8 protein-coding genes are annotated in these 14,670 nt (G+C 37.7%); 3 read left to right on the top strand and 5 right to left on the bottom strand.

The annotated features are described in order from the left end of the window. Positions 1-5 precede the first annotated feature (5 nt). From NOX80_RS04580 to NOX80_RS04565, 4 genes are read right to left on the bottom strand one after another with little or no spacing between them, the layout of a single operon-like run. The gene (locus tag NOX80_RS04580; RefSeq protein WP_256552145.1) at positions 6-728 is read right to left on the bottom strand and encodes a hypothetical protein; all 723 of its coding nucleotides are present in this window, start codon (positions 726-728) and stop codon (positions 6-8) included. Between the two features lie 9 nt (positions 729-737). Further along, a complete protein-coding gene (locus NOX80_RS04575; protein ID WP_256552144.1) occupies positions 738-4,181 on the bottom strand; it encodes a VWA domain-containing protein in 3,444 nt (1,147 codons plus the stop codon). A gap of 23 nt (positions 4,182-4,204) precedes the next feature. Beyond that, positions 4,205-9,778 (bottom strand): hypothetical protein, encoded by a 5,574-nt coding sequence (locus NOX80_RS04570; RefSeq protein ID WP_256552143.1) that lies wholly within the window; start codon positions 9,776-9,778, stop codon positions 4,205-4,207. Further along, the gene (locus NOX80_RS04565; protein ID WP_256552142.1) at positions 9,775-10,377 is read right to left on the bottom strand and encodes a hypothetical protein; all 603 of its coding nucleotides are present in this window, start codon (positions 10,375-10,377) and stop codon (positions 9,775-9,777) included. Before NOX80_RS04565 ends, NOX80_RS04570 begins: the two co-directional genes overlap by 4 nt. Before the next feature lie 544 nt (positions 10,378-10,921). Between NOX80_RS04565 and bioB the strand changes: the two genes are divergently transcribed. From bioB to NOX80_RS04550, 3 genes are all read left to right on the top strand, one after another. Continuing rightward, on the top strand, positions 10,922-12,010 hold the full coding sequence (bioB, locus tag NOX80_RS04560; RefSeq protein ID WP_256552141.1) for a biotin synthase BioB: 1,089 nt from the start codon (positions 10,922-10,924) through the stop codon (positions 12,008-12,010). Positions 12,011-12,127: 117 nt separating this feature from the next. Beyond that, positions 12,128-12,997 carry a cupin-like domain-containing protein gene (locus tag NOX80_RS04555; protein WP_256552140.1) on the top strand — a complete coding sequence of 290 codons (870 nt, stop codon included), beginning with the start codon at positions 12,128-12,130 and terminating at the stop codon, positions 12,995-12,997. A gap of 33 nt (positions 12,998-13,030) precedes the next feature. Further along, positions 13,031-13,510 (top strand): regulatory protein RecX, encoded by a 480-nt coding sequence (locus NOX80_RS04550; protein WP_256552139.1) that lies wholly within the window; start codon positions 13,031-13,033, stop codon positions 13,508-13,510. A gap of 2 nt (positions 13,511-13,512) precedes the next feature. Here the strand turns inward: NOX80_RS04550 and NOX80_RS04545 are convergent, their stop codons facing one another. Next, positions 13,513-14,667: a beta-ketoacyl synthase N-terminal-like domain-containing protein gene (locus NOX80_RS04545; protein WP_256552138.1), complete on the bottom strand. Its 1,155-nt coding sequence runs from the start codon at positions 14,665-14,667 to the stop codon at positions 13,513-13,515. Between the last annotated feature and the right edge of the window lie 3 nt (positions 14,668-14,670).

Below are 14,670 nucleotides of genomic sequence, written 5' to 3'. Positions count from 1 at the left end.
GATTTTTATTTTATGTTATTAGAAACAATTCGTTCATCAATTATTTCATATTTTTTAAACCGTTGAGCTAAAACAATACTATTCTTACCGGAAAAGGAAAGATAGTTTTGGGTATTAAATACCGCAGGCGGAATTGCTTTTCTGCTGTAATCGCTAAAAACCACTTCCAGTCTCGGATAATTAACATCGTTTCCTTTATAATCTTTGGAAAAATTAATTCCGGTGTTATAGTAAAAGATCTGTTTTTGTATAAAATAAGTCTTCGATACATTTAAAACGATCTTGGAATAGGTTAATCCGGAATACGCTTTCGGTTCCAGAATAATTTCCCAATAGGTTTTAAAATCTTTAAACGAAATGAGTTTACACAATTCAAAAACCTTATTAAAATCAGCTTCACCAAAATAATTGTCAACCGGATTCGAAACGACTATTGCTTTTTCGGGGTGACTTATTTTTATATTGGTTTTCTTCGTATTAATAATTTCGGTTTCATTGATTTTAATATAAACCTCATTAGCCGCATTTTTATAAAAAACTCCTTTATAGTTTTCCTCTACCTTATTCGACTTATGATCTTTAAACAATTTATAGTCAGTTTTATATTGTAGCGGTTGTGCAATACTATAACCGGCAGTTATTTTCTTAAAAACCTCACCTACGGTTTGTGCCTGCGCGAAGCACCCAATCAAAAGAATTGAAATGGATGTGATAATTCTATTTACCATATCTATTCTTTAGTTTTTAATTACATTTCCGGAACGGGTTTCCTGAATGGTTTTCACACCTCTTTCCGTTTCCTTTTTAATACGCACCAATCCACCTTCATTGTCATACTCATAAAAAGTAGCATAATTATTATCGTCTAATTCCGACATTAGCTTAAAGGTTTCCGGATCATACACAAATGATTTCATACTACCTTTTAGCGGATGTACTCGTATATCATCAAAATATACCGGAATACTCGGGCTGTTGTTTTTAAGTTCAACTCCGATTGAAATCGTATTATTGATGGCACTTGTTGTAGAATACGGAATCATAAACTTGGTAAAGATGCGTTGCCATCCGTCAATGATTTCACCGGAAGGAGTTACCGTTATTCTCGATATTTCGTGTTGCGGTAAGGCCTGTTTATTATTATAAAAAATCAGGGTAATCGCAGGGTTATTAAACGTTTTAAACTGCTCGTTAGTTTCCTCTTTTGCCCATGCGCTCAGGATATACTCCTGTCCGGGTTGCGGCTGAAACGAATAACAATCTTCACAGAAATCTTTTGTAATAGATAATCCACATGAGATTTGGCTATCCACCAATTTCTCTGACAGGTAACGCTCATCAGAACCCAGAATATTAAAGTTTTCATGTCCGAAATAATCAGCCGGATCAAAAAAATCAATACTTGAAACCGGGAACTGATCCGCAGGGTAACCTAACAAGAATTTCAATGATTTTCTAAGGAACGATTCCGCTTGCGTCTGAATTATATCAGTGTGTTCTACAGCGGCGATTCGACCGGCAACCAAATCACTTCCTGTTGTTTTTAACATCGTCGGGTTATAATTAGGATCCTGATTTCGTGCCATTCTTTGACTTACAACCGTTTCTGAATCAACATAAAAACCGTTTTCAATTCCAAGAACATATAAATGTGGTCCGTTCGGTGTTAAAGAAGTTGCCGGATTTGCCGGATTTCTATAGTTGTTGAATGATTTCATGGTGGTAACCAAGTTCGTAACATTGGCTGTCTCACAACCGTCGGTAATCATAATCACTGCATCCGGTTTCATTGTGGCTTGCAATGCTTTTTGTAATGCACCGTTCCAGTAATCAGAAGCCGGGCTAATTCCAGGCTGACCGTATCTTGCTCCATAATTATTAATCCAGTTGTTAAACTGATTTAAAGTTGAACCATTGGTCACTTTTACCTGCATGATGGCATCACCTCTATTATATAGATCATTATCTGACATACCGATTAAGGAAATATAGATATTGGTTCCTAAATTATCGTTGGTATCCGCTTGTTGCTGAACAAATGCTTTTAGTTGTTTTTTGATTTTTCGGATTTCAGTATCATCAAGTGAACCCGATTCGTCTACTACAATAGCTACGTGAGAGACACAATACAATTCATCCGGACACAAATTGATATGTTTTACTCTTCCGGCAGTTGTATTTACATAACCGTTACTGAACGTTGTTTTGAACGTCGACACCACATCGGAAAGAACATAATTATCGAATTCCACATTCGTAATACTTAAATTACTCTGAAGCGGAACCACCACATCGTATTGTGATCCGTGCGGGTTAAAGGAGAATGAAATCGTAGCTCCTGTATTGTTAAAGTTGTAAATCTTAGGAGTGGCATCGGTAATATAAGGTGCCAGAACCGTTAATTCCGTACAGGTATAACCATTCGGTACACTCGCGTTCGGAAGCGTTCTTAATTTATTGATCAAACCAATAAATAAATTTTTAATAATCGGAGCATTCGGATTCACTGTTGTACAGTAAATCGGTGCAGGAGGACAGAAATTAATATGCTTAACCGTATGACTCGGCTGGTATGCACTTGTATTTAAAAGTACCGGTAGCGTCGATACTGAAGCAGTCGACACAAATCCCGACATATCCAAACCGGTTACAGTTGTATTAGGTGTATAACGAAGCGAAACATCATAATCACTGGCATGGTTAGCAAATGAGAATCGGAAGTATTCATTGTTATTAGTAAAATGCGCATTATAAATTTTAGGATTCGGATCCGAGATATACGGCGATAATGAAATCAGTTGCGATGGCGCATAACCATCTGCTATATATCCGTCCGTCTGCATTTTGGAGATCAGATGATTCAACAAATTAAGGTACAACTGTTTTACAATTGGTGATGTCGTATTATTTGACGCACAGAACGTGGCACAGTTTTGAACGACAACGTTATTTAATTCACCGGAAAACGTACATCCTTCATCGTAATTTACTCCTTCTACCTTAATGGTATACGTACCGGCTTCAAGTGAATTGAAGTATACTTCATTAGTACCATATATCGTTCCCAAATCGATAATAGTTCCGTCTGATTTCACAATTTGGATGTGATACTCAGCACTCGACATATAAGGGGATAGTACCAGTTTAATAAATTGTCCGGCACATAAAGTCATCTGATTGGTAGAACTAAACACCTGAATTCTCGTTTTTTCATGACAGATCGGTAAATCTATTTTATCCGGGCAAAAATTAACGTGCATAACATCAAATTTCTTTAAAAAGATTTTGTACCCGTTATACATTGGAGAATAATCCCCTTGTAAATCCAAATAATGATCCGGCGTATCATATTGTGATATATCAACATCGAAATTCACATTAGCGATATCCGAAAAGTTTCCGGAAAGCCAAACGTCATATTCACCGTGATCGCCGGTAAAAGATAATCGCATTTCAGCTAAACTGTTATTTGAAGGATCAAAAGCCGTACTAAAATTTGCGATTTTAGGATTCGGATCGGTGATATACGGTTTTAACGCATTAAACTGTGGCGGGTTACTACCTACAATCTGGTAATCCTGCACACCACTATTTTTAGCGTTAACCAGATATTTAATAAAGTTTAGGAATATGTTTTTGGCTGCTGCTGAATTCGGATTCGAAACAGTACAGGATGCCCAACGTTTTTTATCGCTTGTTACAACTGTTGGATTATCGGCAACCTTAGTCAGTATTTCGTTAGCATCACTATTAATCAACGTTGCTTTTATTTCCGTCGGAACACTCTTCTTCTTCACTCTCGGTTCCTCTTCCATTGGCTCCAGTAAACCTTCGGCTAATTCTCCGGTTACATTATTACCGTTAATCAGAAAGCGAGTCAATGCCTGGAAAGCTTCCGGATCTGCGTTTAATTCTCCAACAAGATTATTGTCATTTAAAACAATATCGGTAACATGGCCGTCTTTAACCGTTACACCATACCATCCGGTTTTTTTTGCAGCATCCCAGGAAGTCACAACCGATTTAGGATTATTAACATCCCATCCCTTATTGTTCTTCCATTCCTTACCGTTAGTACTGTTATATATATCAATCAGTGCTTGTCTTTCTTCCGGAGTAACCTGAGCAAAAACAGTACTACCAGACAATAGTAAAAACACTATTAAAACTAAATTTCTCAATTTTATACTATACATCTCTACTACTATTTTTTATTGGCTTTAGCTAATTGTTTAGTTGCCGGTTTTACTTTCGATACCGGAGTTTGCACGTCAAGACAGGAAACTACCTGTTTTTTAAGCAGGGCGCTTTTTCCAGCCTCAACTTTTAAACTCTTTCTACCGGTGTGCGATTGTTTCGACGAAACGGTTACCGCATTAGGCTTAAGTAATCCATGAAAATTAAAATGAGCTGAGGTTGAACAAGTTGAAAAATCATAATCTTCAAAGCCGTCAAAAGCCATTTCTTTATATTTTGAATTGGATGCCACTGCGATCGGGAAACGGTTGTTATAACCATAGAATGCCGACGAGTAACGGTTTAAGGCATCTTTATTTTCCACTTCCATTCCGTATGGATTGAATTGGGTAATTTCTGTGGCAAACGTCCATCTTCCAAAGTTGGTATACTGCACATTCTTCTCCCATTTCTGTGTACTGTAATTGTATACATAGAACGAATTGAAGTTATTAAAATAACCTGTTTTTCGCAGCGTAGGGTTCACATCATTCGTATTCTCTGTAAAATTCCTTCCCGTCAAGTATGCATATGTTTTGTTTGCTCTCCAGTTCCCTAAAACATTATACACATAAGGGTTATACGAGTTTGCAGCAATATCATCCGGGTCACTTGTGTTATTGTCTTTTTCGTATTCAAAAACAAGACTTCCGTTTTCGTAGGTCATTTTCGGCAGATCACATTCACATTGCGCCGCCCATATATTGTTGTATTCTATAGCCGATGCATTTAAGATTCTGTAGTCGTTAAATGTTGAAGAATAAAACGGATTTGATCCGATGTTTGATTTCATCGTAGTCATCTGATTATTTCCGTTATAATTGTAAAGCGGATTTTTAACCGATGTTACAGCGGCCATTGACTCCTCTAACATATTTCGATATCCGGAACGTATGATCTTAATCCTACCGGAAACGATCTTATCTTGTGTTATACGCAAACCGTTTCGGTCGATTAACATAAACTCGTTTCCTGTTTTAACCACCCAGGCAAAAAGTGTTTGATCCTGCTCCATTCGACTCATTCCGGTCAACCATACTTCATCACCATCCATTAAATAATCGGCTGCATTACTCACGCCGTCAATTCTATATTTATCGGTACCATATAAAACGTTAATATTACACTCCAATCCGATATTTCTGGCTGTCTGTCCCATTCCTTTATACGACCAGTACGCCGGGAAATTAAAGCTGTAATAGTTATCATTATATTCATTAATCGTTTCGGTCAGCAAAACACCTCCTGTATCGGCATCCCACGCATTATTTTTGGTGGACACTTTAGATCCGACATCGTATACTATTTTTTCAGAAAGAATACCACTACTATGAATCACTTTAGTAGTAACGGCTGTTCTAATCTGGTTTTCGTGTTTGGAATAACTCGGTAACGGCACCGGTATAATCACAAAGACCATAAACAACGGAATACCCGCAGTATTAAAGTGAATACCGGCAGTTTGTGTTACGGATTTACTTTCTCTAAAGTCATTAATCACATCATAATCGACACCTACCAGTTTTGAACTTATATTTCCGGCACCATCAATAGTGGTAACCACATTATTTAATTTGCCCTGACTTTTAGGTGCGCTTGGATTTTCTCTGTATTTATAATCGATCCCTGAAATAAATGCTGTTTGTCCTTCCGCATAAATGCGTTGACTTTTCATTTTACCATCCATATCATTCGTATGAATCGAGTATCCCTGAGACAGGGTTAAATGATCTCTAACGTTAATTTTCAATAAGCTCGCCAATATATCCGACTTATCATAACGCGATGACATAGGGGTATAATTAACCACAGTCGGAAAATCATATGTCGTATAGAATTCGGTTACCACCTGTCCTGTAGCGTGACGTCTTACCATGGAAATATCTCTCCCGATTCTTTTTTCTCTTGGAAGGTTTTTAACCGCAACCCGGCTATAGGTAACTTTTGGCGACGGAAAAAACGATTCTCCAAAAGGTTTTTCCACATAATTTTCTGTCTCAGGCCCTAACAATAAACTTTTACTGGTTTTATCGTAAAACGGCTCCACAAATGGGTTATCCTTTGCACCAAGCGGTTCATAACTGGCTACTCCCGACGATTTACCCTGTTCTGTTTTATAGGTATATACCTGACCGTAATATTGTTTGTATAGATCATTACTTGGATTATCGGTCATGATTTGCCATTCGTCATGCATTTTAATTTCTTTTACACGACTTCCGCCACCTATTTTTTCACGATTAGGTTGCATTAAACGAATCCACGATTTTCCGGAGATAAATTTGCTGGCAATTCGTTTTTCTTTTAGCTTTCCGTTCGGACTTTTAAAGATATCCATCATGGTCGGAATCCAACCGATAAGCTCCATTACAACACCTTCAAGATCGTTGGTATCTTCTTCATTGTTCATACTGTACACCACTCGGTTCAGGTTTTGTCTTCCAAAATACCAACCCGCTTTCGATATCGGATTAACTTCCGGATTAAAGCCATCTCCCTGGTTTACCATTTCGATTTTAATCGAAGCATAACTATTACCCGACCCATCCTGAATAAAGTTATAAGTCTGGTTTTTCACTACATTTAAATAGCCCGTTACATAATCATATTTTGCATTATCATTCGGTGCCATATTGAGTAAAAACCTAAAATAAATCGGGTCGTCCTGAATTGGTTTAATATAGCGCTCATGGAAATTCTCAAAATTAGAATCGTCTAATTGAATATATAAATAACGGGAAAGTCCGCTTCCGTATAATGTTGTATTACTTAACTGGCTTGTAGAAGTTAGCGGTGCCTCACCGGCTCCTACTACTTTAAACATTTCCATCACATCGCGGTCCTGAACATGAGCATAATCATCGGCTTCATAGTTCATTTCCATTCTACCGCCCGATGGTAAGCTGATATTATTTAATAACCAGGCCGAAGCATACTGATTGGCATTATCTCTGTTTTTTTGATCCACATATCCGAATTCAGCATTCGACAACGCATCGTTTGTACCGCATCCTACATTACCTGCAACCGGTTTATAATTCCCCCAGATATCATAAGCTTTCATATCGTAAGAAGGATTGTACCCGTAATTAAACACATAAGGGGCATATTTACCCATGTTTGATTTTTTATAGGTAAAGTATACTTTTTTAAGTGTCAGTTTTCCTTTTTGACCGTCGTAAGCACCACCCGACATATTAGCGTATTCGTGGTTTTCAACCCCTTGACATAAGCTATAATCGTATTCGAAATGAGCTACTTTAATAGGCACAGCCGCAGTTGGGTTCGCCAAATATTCCGGTTTCGAATACAATGAAATCTTATCTAATTTATACGATTTGGAATCCAATCCGATTCCTCCGTTTTCACCTTTTACACCATACGCATCTTTACGTGGTGAAATCTCAAAAATAGCAACGTGTGTTTTCGTTTCAATTTTTTTGATATAAAGCATTTCTTTTTCTCCGTACTGATAATTTCCTTTATTATCTTTTTTACTGGAACGTAAGCCTTCATCATAATTAGCTACATTCTCTTTAAACGGAATTCTCCATTTATACGGTTGCACGTTATTATAAGTAAACTTCGTATAAGTACCTAAATCGTCATCAGTAGGACCATCATCTTTTAAATCCTGATAATCCGAAGACAAAACAGATGTTAACAGGTAAGTATGTGCATAAGCCGGAGTTGTAACACGGTTAAAATACTGATCACCGTCTTTATTATTATTAGCCGAGTTATCACTTCCCGGGTTATAATTTACCAGTCCCTTTGAACAGTTTACCCCCGGATTACTTCCTACATCAAACGTAGCTTCTCTTTTAACAGAGTTATACGCCGCACGTCCGTAGATATAGCGATTGCCTCCTTCTTTTATAATTCGTACTTCGGAAGTATGGTGATCATGTTTTCCGGCAATTGAATACGGACTGAATTGTGTTTTAAAGCCATATTTTTGAGCTTCTGCTCTTGTTAATTTCTGGATAACCTGATTTCTTCCCAAACGTCCTTGTCTTTTTACATAACTGGCTCCCGGTAAGTAGCTCCCGTTTCTGGAGTAGTTTAAAATTGTATTTCTTGAAAATTTAGTTCCTCCGATTTCCAGTTTAATCGGATCGTACGCGCCCAATTCTGTAGTGAATAAGTTTAACTCTTTATCGACATGATTCCCACCGATGTTTTTGAAAAACACTTTTTCATAGTCCAGTCTATTTCCGTTCGTTTTCTCCCGGAATCGAGCCAAAGCAGGATTATTGCTAGTCCATAATCCGGTTGCACTGTTTCCTTTGGTAATAGTGGCATCAAAACCAAAGTGTACTCCACCTCCGGCTCCGAATTCAAGACCTAAACTTCCACCGTTAGTATCATCCTGTACATAATTATCATATACAAATCCTACCTGTGATTTATACGGACGGTACATTCCCGATACGCCTTGTCCCTGAACACTGTACAAATCGTATGTATTGTTGGTAATCGGTAATGATGTTGTATTTTTATTAAATGTTCTGTCTTTCTCTCTGTTAAAATCTAAGACATCTGTACTTCCTGCACTATAGGTATTCTCATACCCGTATCCTTTTTCTGTTTTATATTTCTCAGAGCTTTTAATTCCCTGACTGGTTCGGTATCCCGAAAATTTCATTCCCGGTTCAATTCCCCAGAACTCACCTTCTACGTTTACACCAAACATAAAGTTGGACGACACCATTCCAACTCTTTTTGTAGGTGTAAAAGAAGCATCTACGAACGATAACGTACCCGTTAGTGCATCTCGCTCATCTTTTATATCTTTAAGATTGGTGTTATTCTTGGTTGACTTATACGACATTGTCATTGTTTCCAGACCTTTTCTGCTGTTTAAGCTTACCCCAAGACTTCCAGTTAACTTATAGTCCCCCTTATCTTTATCGGTTTTCTTTTTATCGAACGACACACTTGGTGATACTGAAACTCCTTCGGAAGATGAAGATTCCATGTTCATTCCTACAGAAAGGTTATCGCTAATCTGGTAACTCAAACCACCGTTTACTGAAAATCCGAAACCGTCGTAATTGTTATATTTTATACCAACTCCGATACTTGGATTCGCCATTTCACCAATACCCAATCCGGCAAGAAACAAGTTCGCGTTCGATCCGATCGTGATATTGTCTTTCATATTGTTTTCATAGGTCATTTCATCCCCTTTGAAATCATCTGGTAATCCGCGCATCTGACGGTTAATCTGTCCGACATTCAAATCCCAACCTAAACCAACCCATGAGGCTTCCTGATCCATGGTGATACCGGTATTGTATGCCAGGTTTAACGGATAACCGCCAACATCCATAATTGGGATATTATAGTTAAGATCACCACTGGCCAGATCGACCATATCCGATGTTCCGATCGGAGTGAACGACTCAAACTCCGGTTGCGAAGGACCACTGGTTAAAGCATATGCTGCCATTGGCTGAACCATCTCTAAAAACAACATCATTGCTAAATAAATAGCAACGACTTTTGTAACCTTACTCGTTCTGATTTTTTGAATCATAATAATATTTCTGTAAATGTGTCTTTAAACTTAAACTTCAATGTTCCTTTACGGAATAGATGATCTTTATAAACTAATTGGATTTTTTCGTTAGGATCGATTCCGGAGAAGAACAATACGACTTTCTGAAAAGGTGCGATTTTATAATTACGTTCGTAAGAAACGCCATTGCAGGCAATCGTATCGTTTTTGGACGTAACCACATAAAAATCTTTATCAAGGGCAAATGCCATATACTTTACGGCATCTTCATAAGGCAAACCGGTAAACTGATCCCCTAAAAGATCTTTTTCATCATCCTGACGGAATGTAAATTCAATAACCCGCTCCTGCTTATTGGCTTCATACAGCGAATCCACTTTAAACAAATCGGTTTTCCCCTGATCTTTTAAAATGTAGTATTGAATTGGTACTTCTGTAGCCGTAAAACTGATGTCGTCTACTTTTTGGGAATATTCGCGTGACTTCCAGCCGATTTTCTCTAACTGAAAATAACGGGAACGGATTTCTGAGTCATCCCTACCCGTTGTTGTTGTTTTTTCTTTTTTGCAGGAGCACAATAAAAAAACAAAAAATATAAAAAGTAGTCTACTATACACCTGGATCCTTTTTGTTTAAACCCACCGTTAGCAGCACTATATATTTTCGCGTTTTTAAAGCCGTTTCGCCTTGTAAAATTCGATTCATGCGATTAAAATATTACTCTTTTGCTTTTTAATCTTATTTAATCAATATTATCACAAACAACACTCATGTTTCTCCTACAAAACACTTTAACTATTTGCTAAAACAAATAAAAATGTACCAAACATTTTAAAAATAATGACAATTCTTCCTACAAAAAAGCTCAAAAACACAAGTACTTATACGTAGGAACAACTGTTAAATTTCACACAAATGTAAAATATTTTTTTTAAGAAAAACTATGTATAAGTAAAAAATATAGCACAAAAAAGCTATTTTAATAAAAATGAACTACTAAAAAAATCTTAAAACCCTTGTAAATCCTACAAAAGTTAATACTTACAAAACGAGTAATAAAAAATAAAAAAAATCACTGTTTGCATTAAAATCCAGAGTCAAACAAAATTTTCTACTTAAATTCTAATTTCCTACTTTTGAAACATCAAAAAATGCAAAAGGATGAGTGCAACCAGACATAATTGGACAAAAGAAGAAATTATTGCCATATACAACAAACCCCTAATGGATCTGCTTTATGAAGCAGCTTCAATACATCGTGTTAATCATGATCCGAATACCGTACAGGTATCAACCCTATTATCCATTAAAACCGGAGGATGTCCGGAAGATTGCGGGTATTGCCCTCAGGCCGCACGTTATCATACCGGTGTTGAAGGAAACGACCTAATGTCGGTACAGCAAGTAAAAGCTCAGGCATTACGTGCTAAATCCAGCGGTTCTTCCCGAGTTTGTATGGGAGCAGCCTGGAGAAACGTTAAAGACGGACCGGAATTCGATCAGGTATTGGAAATGGTTCGTACCATTAACAAACTGGACATGGAAGTATGTTGTACATTAGGAATGCTTACAGAAAACCAGGCACAACGTTTGGCCGAAGCAGGACTATATGCATACAATCACAACCTGGATACTTCTGAAGAATACTACAAAGAAGTTATTTCAACACGTGGCTTTGAAGATCGTTTACAAACTATTGAAAACGTTCGTAAAACCAATGTAACCGTATGTAGCGGTGGTATTATCGGGATGGGAGAAAGTATTGAAGACCGTGCCGGAATGTTGGTAGCTTTATCTACTTTAAATCCGCAACCGGAATCAGTACCGATCAATGCATTAGTAGCGGTTGAAGGAACGCCGATGGAAGAAGAAAAACCGGTTGAAATCTGGGAAATGATTCGTATGGTTGCCACAACCCGTATTGTAATGCCGGATACTCAGGTACGTTTATCAGCCGGAAGAACACAAATGTCGAGAGAAGGTCAGGCGATGTGTTTCTTTGCCGGAGCCAATTCAATTTTTGCCGGAGACAAATTATTAACCACTCCAAACCCGGATGTTAACGAAGACATGAAAATGTTCCAGGAATTAGGATTACAGCCGCAAAAACCGTTTATCAAACTGATGCAGCCTGAAACCGTGGAAGCTGAAGATTCTAAATTTCAAGCATTAGGAGAAAAGCCTAAATGGACACGTCCAGGACACAAAATTGAACGAAATCTTGATGCTACAGTAAAAAACAAAAAATAAAAAATTGTTTAAATTTACTTTAAAATAATTTCACGAAAAGATAAAGCTTTATTAACTTAGCTCCTGTTTGTAAAACCAAATTAGGAGCTTTTTTTTTAAGTAATAAATTGCAGCAATATGCCTTTACATTTAACTGAAATTGAACGCGTAAAAACCATATCAAAAGAAGATTTTTACAACAACTACGTAAAAAAACAAAAACCACTGGTGATTGAACAGTTAACAACCGACTGGCCAGCCTACGAAAAGTGGAAACTCAATTACATAAAAAACATAGCAGGCGACAAAACGGTTCCCTTATACGATGACCGACCGGTATCGCATAAAGACGGCTTTAACGAAGCTCATGCAACAATGAAAATGGCCGATTATATCGACCTGTTACAATCAAAGCCTACCAATTACCGTATTTTCCTATACAATCTGATGAAGGAAGTTCCGTCGCTTCGAGAAGATTTTAAATGGCCCGATATTGGACTGCGATTGGTCAAACAACTTCCGATGCTTTTCTTTGGCGGTGAGAACTCAAGAGTATTTATGCATTACGACATTGATTACTCTAATATTTTACACTTTCACTTCCACGGAAAAAAACAGTGTATCCTTTTTGAGCCAAATCAAACCCCCTATTTATATAAAATTCCGCATGCCCTTATTTCAAGAGAAGATATCGACTTTGACAATCCGGATTTTGAAAAATGGCCGGCTCTTAAACAGGCTAAAGGCTTAATTTGCAATCTAAACCACGGAGAAATGCTATACATGCCCGAAGGTTACTGGCATTACATGAAATATCTCACTCCCGGATTTTCGATGAGTCTGCGCGCATTTCCAAGAAGCATTTCCAATCTGTCAAAAGCCGCTTATAACGTATTTATTATGCGTCATTTCGACAACTTTATGCGTAAAAGAAAAGGTCAGAACTGGATTGATTATAAAAACGAACAGGCGATCGTACAAACCCACAAAAAATTAGGACTAAAATAAATGTTTAACAGTAATTCCAAAGCAGATTAATTGATGCAACAAAAACACCAATACCATTCAATTGATGATGCTATAAAAAAACTGGAATATTACTGTAGTTATCAGGAACGTTGTCATGCTGAGGTAACACAAAAACTTCAGCAAATGCATATGATCCCACAGGCAATAGATGCTATTGTGGTTCATCTGATTGAAAACAATTTCCTTAACGAAGAGCGTTTTGCCTGTAGTTTTGCCAGAGGAAAACACCGAATAAAAAAATGGGGAAAGCTCCGGATTATTAACGAACTTAAATTCCGGGGTATCTCCAAATACAATATCGACACTGCCTTAAAGGAATTTTCCAACGAAGAATATTTCGAAACATTTGAGACTCTGTCCGAATCGACATGGAATTCCATCAAAGAAACTCATCCCGCTAAAAAGAAAAAAAAGTTTTGCGATTTTCTGATCCGTAAAGGTTATGAATCCCATTTGATTTTCGACAAATGCAACGAGTTAAGTAACGAATAGTTTTATTTTGAAAGCAGTACACTAACCGCATTTCCGCCAAATCCAACTGCATTTACCAACACTTTACGAATTACAGCCGGTTTTGAATACGGAACATCACAATAAGGTATTCCGATAAACTGTTGTTGCTGCAACATCAATATCGCTAACTCAACACTTAACATTCCGGAGGATCCGAAGGTATGTCCGATTTTCCATTTATTGGTCGTTAGCAATGGAATGGCATTTCCGAATACTTTCTCAATTGCATTTTTCTCAGACAAATCGCCTTTGATCGTTCCCGGTGCATGCATCACCACAACATCAACTTCAGTCAAATCCACCCCTTTTAACGCCATTTTCATCGATTTCTGGAAACATTCCGCATCCGATGATATCGAGACATTATGTTGCAGCAATTCGGTCGCATAGCCCACTCCTTCCACATAAGCCAGTGCATTCGTTTTTTCACCGGTTTCCAGACAAGCCATCGCAGCTCCTTCTCCTAAAACCATCGAATTACTTTTTTTATCAAAATCAAAAGCCTTACACGGATAAGCATCCTGAAAAACGGAATAGATTTTCATTGCTTTCATTTGAGCCAATGTAAACGGTGTTAACGGCGCCTCACTTCCGCCAACCAGAAATTTATCAGCCATACCCGACTCCAACCAGGCTACGCCGTTTAAAAGCGCATGTAATGCTGTTGAACACGTAATCGAATGCGATATATCCGGACCGTCATTATTCAGATCATTTGCTACCCATGAAGCAATATTCCCAAGTGTTGTGGTTGGAGATGCTAATGTAGCCGTAGCTCCGGTTTCAAGAAATTCACGATGGTATTTTTCAAATAATTGTGTAGCCCCTCTTGACGATCCGATATTGATACCGAAATGCCCGTCTTTCCATCCTGCCTGCTCCACTGCTTTTCGGGAAGCTGCAACTGCATATAATACCGAATCATCCAATGTTTTATATTTAACATCCGACTTTCGCAAATCATCGATAGTTCTTTTTGTTTCAGCAGAAAGCATCGCTACCGGGTATATCGTTTCGCCCACCGTTTCAAACCGGATAAGTGATTCCGGATTCAGATACGATTCCCAAACCGATTTTGGATTATCTCCTAAAGCAGAAACTGAACCCAGTGCTGTTATCGCAATTTTATTTTTCAACGT

Source organism: Flavobacterium cerinum, from assembly GCF_024496085.1.
Lineage (GTDB): Bacteria > Bacteroidota > Bacteroidia > Flavobacteriales > Flavobacteriaceae > Flavobacterium > Flavobacterium cerinum_A.
The sequence above is the reverse complement of the archived record's forward strand: the minus strand, read 5'-3'. Positions and strand labels throughout refer to the sequence as shown.

Coding starts and splice junctions, on each gene's coding strand:
- NOX80_RS04580 (WP_256552145.1), bottom strand. CDS start 728: ATGGTAAATAGAATTATCACATCCATTTCAATTCTTTTGATTGGGTGC.
- NOX80_RS04570 (WP_256552143.1), bottom strand. CDS start 9,778: ATGATTCAAAAAATCAGAACGAGTAAGGTTACAAAAGTCGTTGCTATT.
- bioB (WP_256552141.1), top strand. CDS start 10,922: ATGAGTGCAACCAGACATAATTGGACAAAAGAAGAAATTATTGCCATA.
- NOX80_RS04555 (WP_256552140.1), top strand. CDS start 12,128: ATGCCTTTACATTTAACTGAAATTGAACGCGTAAAAACCATATCAAAA.
- NOX80_RS04550 (WP_256552139.1), top strand. CDS start 13,031: ATGCAACAAAAACACCAATACCATTCAATTGATGATGCTATAAAAAAA.